The sequence below is a fragment of the Pseudomonas sp. BNK-45 genome (assembly GCF_047456255.1).
In the GTDB taxonomy this organism is placed as follows: Bacteria; Pseudomonadota; Gammaproteobacteria; order Pseudomonadales; family Pseudomonadaceae; genus Aquipseudomonas.
Genome location: NZ_CP179909.1, coordinates 6,349,385 through 6,366,667, shown reverse-complemented (window position 1 = coordinate 6,366,667; position 17,283 = coordinate 6,349,385). Strand labels below are relative to the sequence as shown.

General features: G+C 66.3%; 15 protein-coding genes. 7 read left to right on the top strand and 8 right to left on the bottom strand.

Translation table 11 applies throughout. The annotated features are described in order from the left end of the window. Positions 1-12: 12 nt before the first annotated feature. From ACMGG8_RS28955 to ACMGG8_RS28920, 8 genes are all read right to left on the bottom strand, one after another. Positions 13-423, bottom strand: a complete 411-nt coding sequence (locus ACMGG8_RS28955) for a hypothetical protein (protein ID WP_060842578.1) — start codon at positions 421-423, stop codon at positions 13-15. Positions 424-628: 205 nt separating this feature from the next. Continuing rightward, positions 629-2,053 carry a gamma-aminobutyraldehyde dehydrogenase gene (locus ACMGG8_RS28950; protein ID WP_414158848.1) on the bottom strand — a complete coding sequence of 475 codons (1,425 nt, stop codon included), beginning with the start codon at positions 2,051-2,053 and terminating at the stop codon, positions 629-631. 39 nt (positions 2,054-2,092) lie between these two features. Next, a complete protein-coding gene (locus tag ACMGG8_RS28945; RefSeq protein ID WP_060837717.1) occupies positions 2,093-2,902 on the bottom strand; it encodes an ABC transporter permease in 810 nt (269 codons plus the stop codon). Next, the gene (locus ACMGG8_RS28940) at positions 2,892-3,836 is read right to left on the bottom strand and encodes an ABC transporter permease (protein ID WP_060837718.1); all 945 of its coding nucleotides are present in this window, start codon (positions 3,834-3,836) and stop codon (positions 2,892-2,894) included. The genes ACMGG8_RS28945 and ACMGG8_RS28940 overlap by 11 nt, the downstream gene beginning before the upstream one ends. 1 nt (position 3,837) lies before the next feature. Continuing rightward, positions 3,838-4,875, bottom strand: a complete 1,038-nt coding sequence (locus ACMGG8_RS28935; RefSeq protein ID WP_235758898.1) for an ABC transporter ATP-binding protein — start codon at positions 4,873-4,875, stop codon at positions 3,838-3,840. 85 nt (positions 4,876-4,960) lie between these two features. Then, a complete protein-coding gene (gene ydcS, locus ACMGG8_RS28930) occupies positions 4,961-6,112 on the bottom strand; it encodes a putative ABC transporter substrate-binding protein YdcS (protein ID WP_414158847.1) in 1,152 nt (383 codons plus the stop codon). A gap of 88 nt (positions 6,113-6,200) precedes the next feature. Next, positions 6,201-7,691: a gamma-aminobutyraldehyde dehydrogenase gene (locus ACMGG8_RS28925; protein ID WP_082729824.1), complete on the bottom strand. Its 1,491-nt coding sequence runs from the start codon at positions 7,689-7,691 to the stop codon at positions 6,201-6,203. Between the two features lie 107 nt (positions 7,692-7,798). Further along, on the bottom strand, positions 7,799-8,713 hold the full coding sequence (locus ACMGG8_RS28920) for a LysR family transcriptional regulator (protein ID WP_060837722.1): 915 nt from the start codon (positions 8,711-8,713) through the stop codon (positions 7,799-7,801). Positions 8,714-8,903: 190 nt separating this feature from the next. Here ACMGG8_RS28920 and ACMGG8_RS28915 point away from each other — a divergent pair, with 190 nt between their 5' ends. The 7 genes from ACMGG8_RS28915 (at position 8,904) to ACMGG8_RS28885 (ending at position 17,276) form a co-directional block, all read left to right on the top strand. After that, entirely contained in the window at positions 8,904-9,629 is a 726-nt protein-coding gene (locus ACMGG8_RS28915) for a tellurite resistance TerB family protein (RefSeq protein ID WP_108544445.1), read from the top strand. A gap of 269 nt (positions 9,630-9,898) precedes the next feature. Beyond that, positions 9,899-11,461, top strand: coding sequence for a methyl-accepting chemotaxis protein (locus ACMGG8_RS28910; protein WP_414159990.1), 1,563 nt, complete (start codon positions 9,899-9,901; stop codon positions 11,459-11,461). Then, entirely contained in the window at positions 11,461-11,997 is a 537-nt protein-coding gene (locus ACMGG8_RS28905; RefSeq protein ID WP_060842585.1) for a chemotaxis protein CheW, read from the top strand. The genes ACMGG8_RS28910 and ACMGG8_RS28905 overlap by 1 nt, the downstream gene beginning before the upstream one ends. Continuing rightward, positions 11,994-13,283, top strand: coding sequence for a CheR family methyltransferase (locus ACMGG8_RS28900; RefSeq protein WP_060837726.1), 1,290 nt, complete (start codon positions 11,994-11,996; stop codon positions 13,281-13,283). The genes ACMGG8_RS28905 and ACMGG8_RS28900 overlap by 4 nt, the downstream gene beginning before the upstream one ends. Next, a complete protein-coding gene (locus ACMGG8_RS28895) occupies positions 13,280-13,969 on the top strand; it encodes a chemotaxis protein CheW (RefSeq protein WP_060837727.1) in 690 nt (229 codons plus the stop codon). Before ACMGG8_RS28900 ends, ACMGG8_RS28895 begins: the two co-directional genes overlap by 4 nt. After that, positions 13,966-16,269 carry a hybrid sensor histidine kinase/response regulator gene (locus ACMGG8_RS28890; protein WP_060842588.1) on the top strand — a complete coding sequence of 768 codons (2,304 nt, stop codon included), beginning with the start codon at positions 13,966-13,968 and terminating at the stop codon, positions 16,267-16,269. The genes ACMGG8_RS28895 and ACMGG8_RS28890 overlap by 4 nt, the downstream gene beginning before the upstream one ends. Then, positions 16,266-17,276, top strand: coding sequence for a chemotaxis response regulator protein-glutamate methylesterase (locus ACMGG8_RS28885; RefSeq protein WP_060837729.1), 1,011 nt, complete (start codon positions 16,266-16,268; stop codon positions 17,274-17,276). The genes ACMGG8_RS28890 and ACMGG8_RS28885 overlap by 4 nt, the downstream gene beginning before the upstream one ends. Positions 17,277-17,283: the final 7 nt, after the last annotated feature.

The window sequence follows — 17,283 nt, the reverse complement described above, 5'->3', positions numbered from 1 at the left end:
ACAGAGCGTCGGTCATGGGCTGTCCGGGGCGGGCGCGGGCAGCAGGCGGCGGCACAGCCACTGGGCCAGAGCGATCGCCAGCAGCGGCGGCACGCTCATCAGCAGGCAATAGACGTAGCCGCGTACCGGATGGTTGGGAAACATCGCCCAGGCGGTGAACAGCACCAGGGCGCCGACCAGGCCCAGCTTGGCCTTCAGGTTGGGCACCAGGGCCACCAGCACGCTGACGATGATCAGCAGATAAAACAGTAAATCCACCATCACACCCAGGCCAAAGCCCTTGGCCAGGGCGCCGAAGTAGCTGCGATACACCGGTATGCCCCAGACATGCGCCAGATAGAACAGCGGCGCCGGCAGCGCAAGCGGCACCAGGCTGGTGCAGATGCGCAGCAGGTGATAACGGCTTGTGGCGTCCAGGCTCATGGACGGCGCTCGCGGGCGGTGGTGGTGGGAGGGCGGGGCATGGGCGCATCCTTGCTGCCGGAAGGTGTTCAGCGATTCCGGTCGATGGCGCCGGGGTTTTCAGGCGGCGGATAGTGCCGCAACTGGGGGCGCTAATCCAGTCTGGCGGCTGGGGATCGAGCGGCAGGCGCTGTGGGGCCAGCGCCTGCCGATGGCCCGTGCAGGCTCAGTGCTTGAACATGACGTGGCGGACCGTGGTGTAGTCCTCCAGGCCATACAGGGACATGTCCTTGCCGTAGCCGGACAGTTTCTGTCCGCCGTGGGGCATTTCGCTGACCAGCATGAAGTGAGTGTTGACCCAGGTGCAGCCGTATTGCAGGCGTGCCGACAGGCGATGGGCGCGGCCGACGTCGGCAGTCCACACTGAGGAGGCCAGGCCGTAGTCCGAGTCGTTGGCCCATCCCAGGACCTGGGCTTCATCCTCGAAGCGGGTCACCGAAACCACCGGGCCGAAGACTTCGCGGCGGACGATTTCGTCGTCCTGCCGGGCGTCGGCCAGCACCGTGGGTTCGAAGAAGTAGCCGTTGCCCGGCACGGCCTTGCCCCCGGTGATCAGGCGCATGTGTGGCTGGGCGAGGGCGCGCTCGACAAACCCGGCCACGCGGTCGCGATGCGCGGCGGTGATCAGCGGCCCCAGCTCGGTCGCCGGGTCGTCCTGCAGGCCGTGGCGGATGCTGCCGACGGCGGCGCCGAGCTGCTCGACGAAGCGTTCGTAGACCCCGGCCTGCACGTAGATCCGGCAAGCGGCAGTGCAGTCCTGGCCGGCGTTGTAGAAGCCGAAGGCGCGGATGCCCGCCACCGCAGCGTCGAGGTCGGCGTCGTCGAAGATGATCACCGGGGCCTTGCCCCCCAGTTCCATGTGCATGCGTTTGACGCTGTCGGCGGTGCTGGAAATGATGTTCGCGCCCGTGGCGATCGAACCAGTGAGCGACACCATGCGCACTTTGGGGTGGGTCACCAGCGGCTGGCCGACGCTCGGGCCACGGCCGAACACCAGGTTGAGCACGCCGGCCGGGAAAATCTCGCTGGCCAGTTCGGCCAGGCGCAGAGCGGTCAGCGGGGTCTGTTCCGAGGGCTTGAGCACCACGGTATTGCCGGCGGCCAGGGCCGGGGCGATCTTCCAGGCGACCATCATCAGCGGGTAGTTCCAGGGGGCGATGGAGGCGATCACCCCCACCGGGTCGCGGCGGATCATCGAGGTGTGCCCGGGCAGGTATTCCCCCGCCGCCGAGCCGCCCAGGCAGCGGCTGGCGCCGGCGAAGAAGCGGAATACGTCGGCGATGGCCGGGATTTCATCATTCAGGGCCGCGCTCAGGGGCTTGCCGCAGTTGTCCGACTCCAGCCTGGCCAGCTCGGCGCCGTGGGCCTCGATGGTATCGGCGAGCTTGAGCAGCAGCAGCGAGCGGTCCTTGGGCGGGGTCTGCGACCAACTGGCGAAGGCGTCGTCGGCGGCCCGCACCGCGGCGTCCACCTGGGCCTGGCTGGCCTCGTTGATCTCCACCAGCACGCTGCCCAGGGCCGGGTTGTACACCGGCTGGGCCGGCCCCTCGCCGGCCACCAGTTGGCCGTTGATCAGCAATTTGGTCTGCATGTTCATCTCCTTTCTTGGCGCTGAGGGTAGGGAAGCGGGTTATTTGCCGCCGCTGCCGGCCACGCTTTCGCCGCCACGGGTCAGGTAGTAGGCGCCGAGGATCGGCAGCATGGTCACCAGCATCACCAGCATGGCCACCACGTTGGTCACCGGTACGTCCCGGGGCCGGCTCAACTGGTTGAGCAGCCACAGTGGCAGGGTGCGTTCATGGCCGGCGGTGAAGGTGGTGACGATGATTTCATCGAATGACAGGGCGAACGCCAGCATGCCCCCCGCCAGCAAGGCCGAACCGAGGTTGGGCAGGATGATGTAGCGGAAGGTCTGCCAGCCGTCGGCGCCCAGGTCCATGGAGGCTTCGATCAGGCTGTGGGAGGTGCGCCGCAGCCGGGCGATCACGTTGTTGTGGACGATCACCACGCAGAAGGTGGCGTGGCCGACGACGATGGTGAACAGACCCGGCTCGATGCCCAGGGTCTTGAAGGTCGCCAGCAGGGCGATGCCGGTGATGATGCCCGGCAGGGCGATGGGCAGGATCAGCATCAGCGAGATGCCCTGCTTGCCGAAGAACTCGCGGCGGTACAGGGCCGCCGAGGCCAGGGTGCCGAGGACCAGGGCGATCAGGGTGGCGATGGCGGCGATCTGCAGCGACAGCTGGATGGCGTCCAGCACGTCGGGGCGGTTGAAGGCCACGCTGAACCACTTCAGGGTCAGGCCCCGGGGCGGAAAGCTGAAGGCCGCGTCCTCGGTGTTGAAGGCGTAGAGGACGATGATCAGGATCGGGAAGTGCAGGAACACCAGCCCGCCCCAGGCCGCCAGACGCAGGCCGAAGGATGCTCGTTCAGAGTGCATCGAAGGCCCCCAGGCGTTTGACGATGGACAGGTAGATGGCGATCAGCACGATGGGCACCAGGGTGAAGGCGGCGGCCATCGGCAGGTTGCCGATGGCGCCTTGCTGGGCGTAGACCATGCTGCCGACGAAGTAGCCCGGCGGGCCCACCAGTTGCGGCACGATGAAGTCCCCCAGGGTCAGGGAGAAGGTGAAGATCGAGCCGGCGGCGATGCCCGGCACCGCCAGCGGCAGGACCACCAGCATGAAGGTCTGGCGCGGCGTGGCCCCGAGGTCCGCCGAGGCTTGCAGCAGCGAGGGCGGCAGGCGCTCCAGGGACGCCTGGATCGGCAGGATCATGAACGGCAGCCAGATGTAGACGAACACCAGGAAGCGCCCCAGGTGCGAGGTTGACAGGGTGCTGCCGCCGACCCCGGGAACGCCCAGCAGCCATTGCAGCCCCGTCTCCAGCCCCAGGTGCTGGATGAACCACTGGGCCACGCCGCCCTTGGCCAGCAGCAGGGTCCAGGCATAGGCCTTGACGATGTAGCTGGCCCACATCGGCAGCATCACCGCGATGTAGAAGAACGCTTTGGTCTTGCCGCTGGTGTAGCGGGCCATGTAGTAGGCGATGGGAAAGGCGACGATGGCGCTGGCGATGGACACCGCCACGGCCATGCCCAGGGTGCGCAGGATGATGTCGACGTTCGACGGCTGCAGCAGCGCGGCGAAGTTGCCCAGGGTCAGCTCCGGGGTGACCGCCATGGTGAAGTCGTCGAAGGTGTAGAAACCCTGCCACAGCAGGGTCAGCAGGGAGCCGAGGTAGATCGCGCCGAACCAGATCAGCGGCGGCACCAGCAGCAGCGTCAGGTACAGGTTGGGGCGCCGGTACAGCAGGTTGGACAAGCGCCGCAGGGGCGTGTCGCCGCTGCCTTGGACGAGGGCCTGGGTGCTCATCTCAGGCCTCGCTGGTCGGGGTGTCGGTCAGCGGGATCATCGCCTCCCGGGCCCAGCGGGCGCTGATGCGTTGTCCGGTGCAGTGGCTGCTGCCGGTGTCCAGCCATTGGTTGTTGGCCTGGCTGATGTTCAGGGTCTGGCCATTGTCCAGCTTCATTTCGAAGCGGGTGGCGCTGCCCTGGTACTGGATGTCTTGGAGCAGGCCGCTGATCTCGATCTCCGAGGCCGCCAGCGGGCCTTGGGCGAAACGCACGTGTTCCGGGCGGATGGAGAAGGGCTGCGGGCTGCCGCTGAGCTGTTGCGCCAGCTCGCCGCGAATCACGTTGGAGGTGCCGACGAATTCGGCGACGAAGGTGGTGGCGGGTTTCATGTACAGGTTGCGCGGGCTGTCCACCTGTTCGATGCGGCCCTTGTTGAATACCGCCACCCGGTCGGACATCGACAGGGCCTCGGTCTGATCGTGGGTGACGAAGATGAAGGTGATGCCCAACTGGCGCTGGAGTTTCTTCAGTTCGCCCTGCATCTGCTCGCGCAGTTTCAGGTCCAGCGCCCCCAGGGGTTCATCCAGCAGCAGTACCCGTGGCCGGTTGACCAGGGCCCGGGCCAGGGCCACCCGCTGGCGCTGGCCACCGGACAGTTGCGCCGGCTTGCGCTCGCCATAACCGCCCAGGGCCACCATCTGCAGGGCCGCCTCGGCGCGCTCCAGGCGTTCGTGGCGGGCCACCCCCTTGACCTTCAGGCCGTAGGCGACGTTGTCCCGCACGTTCATGTGGGGGAACAGCGCGTAGTCCTGGAACACCGTGTTGACGTCCCGTTGATAGGGCGGCAGGCCCGCGGCCTCGGCGCCGTGAATGCGGATCGATCCGGCGCTGGGCTGCTCGAAGCCGGCAATCAGCCGCAGGCAGGTGGTCTTGCCCGAACCGGACGGGCCGAGCATGGAGAAGAATTCACCGTCGTGGATATCGATGGACACCCGGTCGACGGCCTTGACCTCGCCGAACTGCCGGGAAACCTGGGTGAACTGGACTGCAAGGGTCATGGTGCACTGCTCCGCAAAGGCAGGGCCGCCACTGGCGGCCTGCCTGGACTGCTGGGTCGACGAGGGCCGGGTTGGACAGGTCGTTCTAGCGGCCACCCATGATGGCGATGTAGTCCTGGGTCCAGCGGCTGTAGGGCACGAACTTGCCGCCCTCGGCCTGTGGGGTTTTCCAGAAGGCGATCTTGTCGAACTGATCGAAACCGTTGGTCTTGCAGCCCTCGGCCCCCAGCAGCTCGCTCTCTTTGCAGGCCGCTGGCACCGCCGGCAACGAGCCGAACCAGGCGGCGACGTCGCCCTGGACCTTGGGCTTGAGCGACCAGTCCATCCACTTGTAGGCGCAGTTGGGGTGCTTGGCCTCGGCGTGCAGCATGGTGGTGTCGGCCCAGCCGGTGGCGCCTTCCTTGGGAATGGTCGAGGCGATCGGCTGTTTCTCGTTGACCAGGCCATTGACCTGATAGGGCCAGGCGCTGGAGGCCACCACGCCCTCGTTCTTGAAGTCGCTCATCTGCACCGTGGTGTCGTGCCAGTAGCGGTGGATCAGCGGTTGCTGGGCGCGCAGCAGATCGAGCACCGCCTTGTACTGGGCCTCGGTCAGCTCATAGGGACTCTGGATGCCCAGTTCCGGCCGTGCGGTCTTGAGGTACAGCGCCGCGTCGGCGATGTAGATCGGGCCGTCATAGGCCTGGACGCGGCCTTTGTTGGGCTTGCCGTCCGGCAGGTTCTGCGCCGTGAACACCACGTCCCAGCTGGTGGGCGCCTGCTTGAACACCTGGGTGTTGTACATCAGCACGTTGGGGCCCCATTGGTAGGGGGTGCCGTAGGTCTTGTGCTCGACCACGTACCAGGGGCCGTCCTTGAGGCGCGGGTCGAGGTTCTTCCAGTTGGCGATCAGCGCGGTGTTGATCGGTTGCACCCGCTTGCCGGCAATCAACCGCAGGGAGGCGTCGCCGGAGGCGGTCACCAGGTCGTAGCCGCCCTTGGCCATGAGGCTGACCATCTCGTCGGAGGTGGCGGCGGTCTTGACGTTGACCTTGCAGCCGGTTTCCTGCTCGAAGCCGGTGACCCAGTCGTAATTCTTGTCGCTCTCGCCCCGTTCGATGTACCCCGGCCAGGCGACGATATCCAGTTGGCCTTCGCCCGGGCCCACGGCCTTGAGCGGTTCGGCGGCCTGCAGGCTGGCGCTGGCCAGCAGGGCGGTGGTGAGAACACTGAGGATTGCGGTCTTGTGCGCGGACATAGGAATTGCCTCTGCTTTTATTAGGATCGGGGCAGTGGTTGACGATGTGTGCTGCGGCCGCGGACGGCTTGTTATTAGCGTAGTGGTGTTATTCCAGCTCGTTGCCGTGGCGCGCCATGATGTGGCGCACCACGCTGTAGTCCTGCAGTGAGTCGCTGGACAGGTCCTTGCCGTAGCCGGAGCGCTTGAGGCCGCCGTGGGGCATTTCACTGGCCAGCATGAAATGACTGTTGATCCAGGTGCAGCCGTATTGCAGGCGCGCCGCCACTTGCATGGCCTTGTCCAGGTTTTGTGTCCAGACCGAAGAGGCCAGGCCGTATTCCGAGTCGTTGGCCCAGTCCAGGGCCTGCTCCAGTTGTTCGAAGCGGGTGACGGTGACCACCGGTCCGAACACCTCGCGCTGGACGATCTCGTCGTTCTGGCGACAGCCGGCCAGCAGGGTCGGCTGGTAGTAGAAACCGGCGCCGGAGTGCACCGCCGCGCCGGTGATGCGTTCGATGTGGGGCTGGCTCAGGGCGCGCTCGACGAAGCTGGCCACCCGGTCGCGCTGGCGGGTGCTGATCAGCGGGCCGATTTCGTTGTCGGCGTCGCGCTTGCTGGCAAAGCGCAGGCTGCTGACGGCGCTGCCCAGCTCCGCCACCAGGCGGTCGTGGATGCCGGCCTGGGCGTAGACCCGGCAAGCAGCGGTGCAGTCCTGGCCGGCGTTGTAGTAGCCGTAGCTGCGCACGCCCTCGACCACGGCCTCCAGGTCGGCATCGTCGCAGACGATCACCGGTGCCTTGCCCCCCAGTTCCAGGTGGGTGCGCTTGAGGGTCTTCGCCGCGGCCTGGAGGATTTTCTGGCCGGTGACTATGTCGCCGGTCAGGGACACCATGCGCACCTTCGGATGGCTGACCAGATGGCTGCCGACCCCTTCGCCGCCACCGCAGACGATGTTGATCACGCCCCGTGGCAGCAACTGCGCCAGGCTCGGGGCCAGGGCCAGGATCGACAGCGGGGTGTGTTCCGAGGGCTTGAACACCAGGGTGTTGCCCGCCGCCAGGGCCGGGGCGATCTTCCAGGCGGCCATCATGATCGGGTAGTTCCAGGGCGCGATCGAGGCCACTACGCCGATGGGATCGCGGCGCACCATGCTGGTGTAGCCGGGCAGGTACTCGCCGCTCAACTGGCCGGTCTGGCAGCGCACCGCACCGGCGAAGAACCGGAACACGTCGATGCTGGCGCCGAGGTCGTCCTGGCGCGCCAGGTGCAGCGGCTTGCCACAGTTCAGGGCTTCCAGGCGGGCCAGGTAGTCGGCCTGTCTTTCCAGGCTGTCGGCAATCGCCAGGAGCAGGTTCGAGCGTTGCTGCGGGGTGGTCCGCGACCAACTGGAGAACGCCCGGTGGGCGGCGAGGATCGCGCTTTCCACCTGCTCGCTGCTGGCTTCGGCGATCTGCGTCAGCACCTCGCCGGTGGCCGGGTTGAGAATCGGCTCGACCCGACCCTGGCCGTTCACCAGTTCGCCGTCGATCAGCAATGCCGTGCACAGCGGAGTCTGTGGGCCAGCCATTTTGCGGGTTCTCTTTTCTGCTAGGGCCATGGGGCTCCCCTGGGGGTGAGTGCCCGGCCTGCTCTTATCGGGAATGCCCAGAGACTAGTGGCGGGGCCTGAGGTCGACAAATTCTTAATACTGAAGGGGCCGTTCGATTAAATAGATGGCTTGCGCCCGCCCGGGGGCTGCTCCCGGGCCACGGTGAGGAAAGGGTCCACCAGGGCCGGGCGCGCGGTGCCCCGGCGCCAGGCCAGGCCCACATCCAGGGTCTGGTTGAGGTCCGCCAGAGGCCGGGCCTCGATGATGTCGCCCTCCAGGGACCAGGGGCGGTAGGTCATGTCCGGCTGGATCGACAGGCCGAGCCCGGCGGCCACCAGGCTGCGCACCGCTTCGGTGGAGGCGGTGCGCAGGCTGATCCGCGGCTGCAGCCCGGCCGTGCTCCACAGGCGCTGGGCATTGCGCTCCATTTCATCGACGTTGAGCTGGATCAGCGGCTCCCGGGCCACGTCCGCCAGGTTGATGCTGTCGTGTTCCAGCAAGGGATGCCGGGGCGGCAGCCAGAGGCGGTGCGGCGAGTGGGTCAGGACTTCGGTCTGCAGCGCGTGGCGGTCTTCGAGGTTGGACAGGATCAGCACCCCGACGTCGATTTCGCCACTGACCAGCAGGTGTTCGATATAGGGCCGTTCGTCCTCCATGACCCGGATGTCGACATTGGGGTAGGCGCGCTGGAAGCGGGTCAGCAGGTCCGCCAGGTAATAGCCGGCCACCAGGCTGGTCACCCCCACGGTCAACTGCCCGGCCACTGGGTCGCTGTTCTGTTGCAGGCTGCGCTTGGCGTTGTCCACCGTGGCCAGGATCAGGTGCGCCTGACGCAGGAACTGGTGCCCCTGATGGGTCAGGGTCATGCCCTTGGCATGGCGGCTGAACAGGTTGACGCCGATTTCCTGCTCCAGTTGCTGGATGGCCAGGGTCAGGGTCGACTGGGAAATGAACACCGCCTGGGCGGCGGCGGAGATCGAGCCGGTTTCGGCCACGGCGATAAAGTGACGGATCTGGCGCAAGGTCATCATGGCGGGGCTACCGGGCGGCTTATTAGAAGTATTGGGCGCTGTATTGGTAAAACCGATGCCTTGTTTAGCACCTTTCCCTGATCCGGTGAAAGCAACATTCAGAAGCACTATCGTCCCCTGAGCCTCGGCACTTCTCTCTAGGCTTGCGGCCTGATGTGTCGACACGACACTGACTTTGCGGAGGCGGCAGATGAACACCCGTGGATTGCTCGATCAATTACTCAGGTCCGGCCAGGAGCTGTTGCAGAACCAGGCCGGCACCGCGTCCGGCGAGCGCGGCAAGGCCCGCCAGGGCGGCCTTGGCGATTTGCTCGGGGGCAAGTCCGGCGGTCTTGGCGGACTGCTCGGCGGCGCTGGCGGCGGGGCCCTGGCAGCCGGGGCCATGGGCTTGCTGCTGGGCAACAAGAAGGCCCGCAAGTTCGGCGGCAAGGCCCTGACCTATGGCGGCCTCGCGGCTCTCGGCGTGCTGGCCTACAAGGCCTACGGCAACTGGCAGGCGCAACAGGGCACGGCCCCGGCCAATGAGCCGCGGACCCTCGACCGGTTGCCGGCGCAACAGGTCGAGCTGCACAGCCAGGCGATCCTCAAGGCCCTGGTGGCGGCGGCCAAGGCCGACGGCCATGTCGACGAGCGCGAGCGGGCGCTGATCGAGGACCAGTTGCGCAAGCTGGACAACGACCCGCAGCTGCAGCAGTGGCTGCACAGCGAGTTGCACAAGCCGCTGGACCCAGCGGACGTGGCCCGCGCCGCCAGCACCCCGGAAATGGCCGCCGAGATGTACCTGGCCAGCGTGATGCTGGTGGATGAAGAACACTTCATGGAGAAGGCCTACCTGGATGAACTGGCGCGCCAACTGCAACTGCCAGTGGGGCTCAAGGCCGAACTGGAAAACCAGGTGCGCCAGAACGCTCACTGACTTGCACGGGCCCCCTTTGCCATGGATGGCGGTTCTGCCCGAGGGATTTGCCGATATGCCTTCAGGGGCGGAAAAAGCCCGCTAAAGCGCGAGCCAGAGCGGGCGCGCAAATTTGCCCAAAGTGCTGCCTGTGTCGTTAAACCACCCGTAAAACCGCGATCGTCCTCGGCTATACTCCCTCCATTTTTGAATGGCCCCGAGGACTGACTGTGAAGAACTGGACGTTGCGCCAACGCATTTTGGCGAGCTTTGCGGTGATTATCGCCATCATGCTGCTGATGGTCGTCGTCTCGTACTCGCGCCTGTTGAAGATCGAAGCCGGTGAAAACAGCATGCGTGACGATGCGATCCCCGGGGTCTATTACAGTTCGATGATCCGCAGCGCCTGGGTCGATACCTACCTGCAGACCCAGGAGATCATTGGCCTCAAGCAGAATCAGGACATCAGTTCCGAAGACAAGGCCGACTTCAAGGTATTCGAAGAGCGCCTGCAGACCCAGATGGGCAACTACAAGCAGACCCTCAACAGTCGCCAGGATCAGACCGAGTTCGATGCCTTCGAGAAAGACCACCAGGAGTTCAACCGCATCCAGGCCGCGGTGCTCGACCTGCATCAGAAGCGCCAGGAAGCCGAGGCGATTCGCCTGTTCAATGAGCAACTGACCCCGGCCTGGATTGCCGGACGGATGAAGCTCAATGACATCATCAGCGAGAACAAGGCCGTGGCCGACGCCGCCAGCGACGCCATCGACGAGGCCGTGGCGACGGCCAAGGTCAGCATGGGCGTGTCCTTGCTGGTGGCCATTCTTGCCGCCGGTCTGTGTGGCCTGCTGCTGATGCGGGCGATCATGGCGCCGATGAATCGCATCGTGAGCATTCTTGATGTCATGCGCACCGGCGATCTGAGCGGCCGCCTGAACCTGGACCGCAAGGACGAGTTCGGTGCCGTGGAAACCGGCTTCAACGACATGATGACCGAGCTCACCGCCCTGGTGTCCCAGGCCCAGCGCTCGTCGGTGCAGGTGACCACCTCGGTGACCGAAATTGCCGCCACGTCCAAGCAGCAACAGGCCACCGCCACCGAAACCGCGGCCACTACCACGGAAATCGGCGCCACTTCGCGGGAGATCGCCGCGACCTCCCGGGATCTGGTGCGCACCATGACGGAAGTCTCCAGCGCCGCCGACCAGGCCTCGGTGCTCGCCGGCTCGGGCCAGCAGGGCCTGGCGCGGATGGAAGACACCATGCACTCGGTGATGGGCGCCGCGGACCTGGTGAACGCCAAGCTGGCGATCCTCAACGAGAAGGCCGGCAACATCAACCAGGTGGTGGTGACCATCGTCAAGGTGGCCGACCAGACCAACCTGTTGTCGCTCAACGCCGCCATCGAGGCGGAAAAAGCCGGCGAATACGGCCGCGGCTTCGCCGTGGTGGCCACCGAGGTGCGCCGCCTGGCGGACCAGACCGCCGTCGCCACCTACGACATCGAGCAGATGGTCCGCGAGATCCAGTCGGCGGTGTCGGCGGGGGTCATGGGCATGGACAAGTTCTCCGAGGAAGTGCGTCGCGGCATGGCCGAAGTGCAGCAGGTGGGCGAGCAGCTGTCGCAGATCATCCATCAGGTCCAGGCCCTGGCGCCGCGGGTGCTGATGGTCAACGAAGGCATGCAGGCCCAGGCCACCGGCGCCGAGCAGATCAATCACGCCCTGGTGCAATTGGGCGATGCCAGCAGCCAGACCGTCGAGTCCCTGCGTCAGGCCAGCTTCGCCATCGATGAGCTGAGCCAGGTCGCGGTGGGCCTGCGCAGCGGCGTCTCGCGTTTCAAAGTCTGATGGACGAACTGGCGCACAAGCGCAGTGGCGCTGCGGGGGCGAAAAGCGCTCTGTTCCTGATGTTTCGCATCGGTCAGGAGCGCTACGCCCTGCGGGCCGTGGATGTGGTGGAGGTGCTGCCGCGCCTGCAGCTCAAGCCCATTGCCCGGGCGCCGTCCTGGGTCGCCGGGGTGTTTGCCTACCGCGGGGTGGTGGTGCCGGTCATCGACCTGTGCGAGCTGACCTTCGGCCGTCCCGCACAATTGCGCACCAGTACCCGGCTGGTGCTGGTGCACTACCGCAGCGATGCCGAGCGGCCGCCGCGGGTGCTGGGGCTGCTGCTGGAGCAGGCCAATGACACCCTGCGCTGCGATCCCCGGGAATTCCAGCCCTATGGCCTGGACAACCGCCAGGCCCCTTACCTGGGGCCGGTGCGTGAGGATGACCTGGGGCTGCTGCAATGGGTGCGGGTCGACGACTTGCTGGCGGCCGAGGTGCGTGAGCTGCTGTTTCCCGAGGAGCCCCTGGACCCGGCGTCGCTTGAGGAGCCTCGATGAGTGACGAGCAACGGTTTTTCGATTTTCTCAAGGAGCGCATCGGCCTGGATGTAGCGTCGGTCGGCCCGGCGATCATCGAGCGCGCGGTGCGCCAGCGCTGCAATGCCCTGTACGTCCACAGCAGCGACGAATACTGGCAGAAGCTGCAGGGCTCCCGGGAGGAGCAGCAGGCCCTGATCGAGGCGGTGATCGTTCCGGAAACCTGGTTTTTCCGCTACCCGGAATCCTTCGCCACCCTGGTCAAGCTGGCCAAGGCCCGCCTGGGGCAGATCAAGGGCATGCGCGCCCTGCGCCTGCTGAGCCTGCCGTGCTCCACCGGTGAAGAGCCCTATTCGATCGCCATGGCCCTGCTCGACGGTGGCCTGGCGCCTCATCAATTCAAGGTCGACGGCCTGGATGTCAGCCCACTGTCGGTGGAGCGGGCCCGGGGCGCCAGCTATGGCAAGAACTCCTTTCGCGGCCAGCACACCGAGTTTCGTGAGCGGCACTTTCATGTCGAGGGCGATCGTTATTGCCTCAGCGAGCGGGTGCGCGAGCAGGTGCGGCTGCAGGTGGGCAATGTCCTGGACCCCGGATTGCTGGCCGCAGAGCCGCCTTTCGACTTTGTCTTCTGTCGCAACCTGCTGATCTATTTCGACCAGCCGACCCAGCGTCAGGTGTTCGAGGTGCTCAAGCGCCTGACCCATGAAGAAGGCGTGCTGTTTATCGGCCCCGCCGAGGGCAGTCTGCTGGGGCGCCTGGGCATGCGTTCGATCGGCATTCCCCAGTCCTTTGCCTTCAGTCGGCACCAGGAGCCGGAACCGGCGCCGCTGCCGGTGACCTTGCCGCAGCCGCTGTCCCTGCCGTTGCGGCCGCGTCATCCGCTGACCCCGGCAGCCCCGGCGCCGCGGCCGCGGCCCTTCGCCACCCGGGCGGTTCCGGTGCCGGCTCCAGCGCTGGACAGCGCGCCGCCCAGCGATGCGGCGAGCCTGTTGGCCACCATTGCCGCCCTGGCCAACGAGGGCAAGAGTGCCGAGGCCCGTGCCGCCTGTGAGCGCTACCTGCAGCAGCATGAGCCGGTGGCCCAGGTGTTCTACTGGCTGGGGCTGCTCAGTGACGTGGCCGGCAACGCCATGGAGGCCCAGGGCTTTTACCGCAAGGCCCTGTACCTGGCGCCCCAGCACCCCGAGGCCCTGGCGCACCTGGCGGCGCTGCTGGCGTCCCAGGGCGATGTCGCCGGCGCCCAACGATTGCAGGCGCGGGCTGTGCGTAGCACCCGCGCTGCCGACAGTGAGTTGAAACGATGAGCCATTCCCTCTCATTGGACCTGACCCGTGACGATGCCCAGGCCATCGACGATTGCTGGAACCGCATCGGTATCCACGGCGACAAGTCCTGCCCGTTGCTGGCCGAGCACATTCATTGCCGCAACTGTTCGGTGTACTCCGCCGCGGCCACGCGCCTGCTGGATCGCTATTCGCTGCGCCAGGAGGACCGCGAGCAATCGGTGGCCCTTTCGCCCGACAGCGATGTGGTCACCCGCTCGCTGCTGATCTTGCGTCTGGGCGAGGAGTGGCTGGGGCTGGCCACCCGCTGCCTGCTGGAAGTGGCGCCGCTGCAGGCGATCCACTCCTTGCCCCACCAGCGTTCGCGGGCGCTGCTGGGGGTGGCCAATGTGCGCGGGGCGCTGGTGGCCTGCCTGTCGTTGAGCGAACTGCTGGGGCTCGATGGCGCGCCAGCCGGCGCCGCCCCTTCGGCGCGGATCATGCCGCGGATGCTGATCATCGGTGCCGAGGGTGGCCCGGTGGTGGTGCCGGTGGATGAGGTGGACGGTATCCATGCCATTGACGAGCGCATTCTCGATGGCGCGTCGCTGTCCGGCGAGCAGGCCAATGCCAAGTACACCCGTGGCGTGTTGCAATGGCAGGGCCGCAGCCTGCGCTTGCTGGATGAAGAGCAGTTGCTCTTGGCCGTGACCCGGAGCCTGACATGACCCCCGATCAAATGCGCGATGCCTCGCTGCTGGAGCTGTTCAGCCTGGAAGCCGAGGCCCAGACCCAGGTGCTCAGTGCCGGACTGCTGGCGCTGGAACGCAATCCGACCCAGGCCGACCAGTTGGAAGCCTGCATGCGCGCGGCCCATTCCCTCAAGGGCGCGGCACGGATTGTCGGGGTGGATGCCGGGGTCAGCGTCGCCCACGTGATGGAGGATTGCCTGGTCAGTGCCCAGGAAGGGCGACTCTACCTGCAGCCCGAACACATCGATGCGCTGTTGCAGGGCACCGACCTGTTGATGCGCATCGCCACGCCCGGAGGCGCCGAACTGGCCGCCCCGGACGTGCTTGCCTACGTGGCGCTGATGGAGCACCTGCTGAGCCATGGGCCGGCGACGCCGGATGCGCCCTTGCCCATGCCCGCCGTGGCGGAGCCGGTCGACGCCATGCCGGAGGCGTTGAGCGAGCCCGAATCCCTGGCGTTGCCGAATGAGCCAGCGGTGGAATCGAGCGTGAGTGCGGCGCGTCCGGGCCGGCGCGTGACCGAAGGCGGCGAGCGGGTGCTGCGGGTCACCGCCGAACGCCTCAACAGCCTGTTGGACCTGTCGAGCAAGTCCCTGGTGGAAACCCAGCGGCTCAAGCCCTACCTGGCCACTATGCAGCGTCTCAAGCGGATCCAGAGCAACAGCCTGGCGGCCCTGGAAAACCTCAACCTGCACCTCAAGGAACACAGCCTCAGCCTGGAGGCCCAGGAAGCCCTGGAGGATGCGCGGCGGCTGCTGGCCGAATCCCAGCAACTGCTGGCGCAGAAGACCGCCGAACTCGATGAGTTCGGCTGGCAGGCCAGCCAGCGGGCCCAGGTGCTGTATGACACGGCCCTGGCCTGTCGCATGCGGCCCTTTGCCGATGTGCTCAGCGGCCAGGCGCGCATGGTCCGTGATCTGGGGCGCAGCCTGGGCAAGCAGGTGCGCCTGGAGATCGAGGGTGAGAAGACCCAGGTCGATCGCGACGTGCTGGAGAAACTCGAAGCGCCGCTGACCCACTTGCTGCGCAACGCCGTCGACCATGGCATCGAATTGCCCGAGCAGCGCTTGCTGGCGGGCAAGCCGGCAGAAGGGGTGATCCGCCTGCGGGCCTCGCACCAGGCCGGCCTGCTGGTGCTGGAGTTGGGCGACGACGGCAACGGCGTGGACCTTGAGCGTCTGCGCCAGAGCATCGTCGAGCGCCAGCTGTCGCCGGCGCAGACGGCCGCCCAGCTCAGCGAGGAAGAATTGCTGACGTTCCTGTTCCTGCCCGGCTTCAGCCTGCGGGACAAGGTCACCGAAGTGTCCGGGCGCGGCGTCGGCCTGGATGCGGTGCAACACATGGTCCGGCAGTTGCGCGGGGCGGTGTTGCTGGAGCAGACCAGCGGCCAGGGCAGTCGCTTCCACCTGGAGGTGCCGCTGACCCTGTCGGTGGTGCGCAGTCTGGTGGTGGAAGTCGGCGACGAGGCCTATGCCTTTCCTCTGGCTCACATCGAGCGCATGTGCGATCTGCAGCCGGAGGAGATCGTCCAGGTCGAAGGGCGTCAGCATTTCTGGCACGAGGGGCGGCATGTCGGCCTGGTGGCGGCCAGCCAGCTGTTGCAGCGCCCGGCGACCCCGAGCAGCGCGCCAACCCTCAAGGTGGTGGTGATCCGTGAGCGTGACTCGGTGTACGGGATCGCCGTGGAGCGCTTTATCGGCGAGCGCACTCTGGTGGTGCTGCCCCTGGACGACCGCCTGGGCAAGATTCAGGATATTTCCGCCGGAGCCCTGCTCGATGATGGCCGGGTGGCGCTGATCGTGGATGTCGAGGACATGCTGCGTTCGGTGGACAAGCTGCTCAATACCGGACGCCTGGAGCGCATCGCGGGCAATCATTCGTTGCACGCACAGGCCGCGCGCAAGCGTATTCTGGTGGTCGACGACTCACTGACGGTGCGTGAGTTGCAACGCAAGCTGCTGATCAACCGCGGCTACGATGTGGCCGTGGCGGTGGATGGCATGGACGGCTGGAATGCCTTGCGTTCGGAAAGTTTCGACTTGCTGATCACCGATATCGACATGCCGCGAATGGACGGAATTGAATTGGTCACACTCTTGCGTCGCGATAATCGCCTGCAGTCCCTGCCGGTGATGGTGGTGTCCTACAAGGATCGTGAGGAGGACCGGCGCCGTGGCCTGGATGCCGGCGCCGACTACTATCTTGCCAAGGCCAGTTTCCATGACGACGCGCTGCTGGACGCGGTGGTGGAACTGATTGGAGGCGCGCGGGCATGAAGATCGCCATCGTCAACGACATGCCCATGGCGGTGGAGGCCCTGCGCCGGGCGCTGGCCTTCGACCCCAGCCATGAAGTGGTGTGGGTCGCCACCAATGGCGCCGACGCGGTGAAGTACTGCGCCGAGCTGACCCCGGACCTGATTCTCATGGACCTGATCATGCCGGTGATGGACGGCGTCGAGGCCACGCGGCGGATCATGGCCGAGTCGCCGTGCGCCATCGTGATCGTCACCGTCGATCGCCAGCAGAATGTCCACAGAGTGTTCGAGGCCATGGGCCACGGCGCGCTGGACGTGGTCGATACCCCGGCCCTGGGGGCCGGCAATGCCCAGGAGGCGGCGGCGCCGCTGCTGCGCAAGATCCTCAATATCGGCTGGCTGATCGGCCAGCGTGGCAGCCGGGTCCGTTCGGCGCCGGTGCCCTTGCGCAGCGGCGCTCCCCGGCAGGGGCTGGTGGCCATTGGCTCCTCCGCCGGAGGCCCGGCCGCTCTGGAGGTGCTGCTCAAAGCCTTGCCAAAGGACTTTCCCGCCGCCATCGTGCTGGTCCAGCATGTTGATCAGGTGTTTGCCGCCGGCATGGCCGAGTGGCTCAGCAGCGCCTCCGGCCTGCAGGTGCGCCTGGCCCGGGAGGGCGAGCCGCCGCAAAGTGGCACGGTATTGCTGGCGGGCACCAACCACCACATCCGTTTGCTGAAGAACGGCACCCTGGCCTACACCGCCGAGCCGGTGAACGAGATCTACCGGCCCTCCATCGACGTGTTCTTCGAAAGCGTCGCCAGCTACTGGAATGGCGATGCGGTGGGGGTGCTGCTGACCGGCATGGGCCGTGACGGAGCCCAGGGCTTGAAGCTGATGCGCGACCAGGGATTCCTGACCATCGCGCAGGACCAGAACAGTAGCGCGGTGTATGGCATGCCCAAGGCGGCCGCTGCCATCGGTGCCGCCACAGAGATTCGCCCACTGGACAAGATCGCTCCACGTTTGCTGGAGATATTTGCCAAATGACTGATAA

What these genes read in the sequence shown, in the direction of transcription:
- ACMGG8_RS28900 (WP_060837726.1), top strand. Translation starts at nt 11,994, where the DNA reads ATGAGTGACGAGCAACGGTTTTTCGATTTTCTCAAGGAGCGCATCGGC.
- ACMGG8_RS28935 (WP_235758898.1), bottom strand. Translation starts at nt 4,875, where the DNA reads ATGACCCTTGCAGTCCAGTTCACCCAGGTTTCCCGGCAGTTCGGCGAG.
- ACMGG8_RS28955 (WP_060842578.1), bottom strand. Translation starts at nt 423, where the DNA reads ATGAGCCTGGACGCCACAAGCCGTTATCACCTGCTGCGCATCTGCACC.
- ACMGG8_RS28890 (WP_060842588.1), top strand. Translation starts at nt 13,966, where the DNA reads ATGACCCCCGATCAAATGCGCGATGCCTCGCTGCTGGAGCTGTTCAGC.
- ACMGG8_RS28895 (WP_060837727.1), top strand. Translation starts at nt 13,280, where the DNA reads ATGAGCCATTCCCTCTCATTGGACCTGACCCGTGACGATGCCCAGGCC.
- ACMGG8_RS28925 (WP_082729824.1), bottom strand. Translation starts at nt 7,691, where the DNA reads ATGGCCCTAGCAGAAAAGAGAACCCGCAAAATGGCTGGCCCACAGACT.
- ydcS (WP_414158847.1), bottom strand. Translation starts at nt 6,112, where the DNA reads ATGTCCGCGCACAAGACCGCAATCCTCAGTGTTCTCACCACCGCCCTG.
- ACMGG8_RS28920 (WP_060837722.1), bottom strand. Translation starts at nt 8,713, where the DNA reads ATGATGACCTTGCGCCAGATCCGTCACTTTATCGCCGTGGCCGAAACC.
- ACMGG8_RS28910 (WP_414159990.1), top strand. Translation starts at nt 9,899, where the DNA reads ATGCTGCTGATGGTCGTCGTCTCGTACTCGCGCCTGTTGAAGATCGAA.
- ACMGG8_RS28945 (WP_060837717.1), bottom strand. Translation starts at nt 2,902, where the DNA reads ATGCACTCTGAACGAGCATCCTTCGGCCTGCGTCTGGCGGCCTGGGGC.
- ACMGG8_RS28950 (WP_414158848.1), bottom strand. Translation starts at nt 2,053, where the DNA reads ATGCAGACCAAATTGCTGATCAACGGCCAACTGGTGGCCGGCGAGGGG.
- ACMGG8_RS28905 (WP_060842585.1), top strand. Translation starts at nt 11,461, where the DNA reads ATGGACGAACTGGCGCACAAGCGCAGTGGCGCTGCGGGGGCGAAAAGC.
- ACMGG8_RS28885 (WP_060837729.1), top strand. Translation starts at nt 16,266, where the DNA reads ATGAAGATCGCCATCGTCAACGACATGCCCATGGCGGTGGAGGCCCTG.
- ACMGG8_RS28940 (WP_060837718.1), bottom strand. Translation starts at nt 3,836, where the DNA reads ATGAGCACCCAGGCCCTCGTCCAAGGCAGCGGCGACACGCCCCTGCGG.
- ACMGG8_RS28915 (WP_108544445.1), top strand. Translation starts at nt 8,904, where the DNA reads ATGAACACCCGTGGATTGCTCGATCAATTACTCAGGTCCGGCCAGGAG.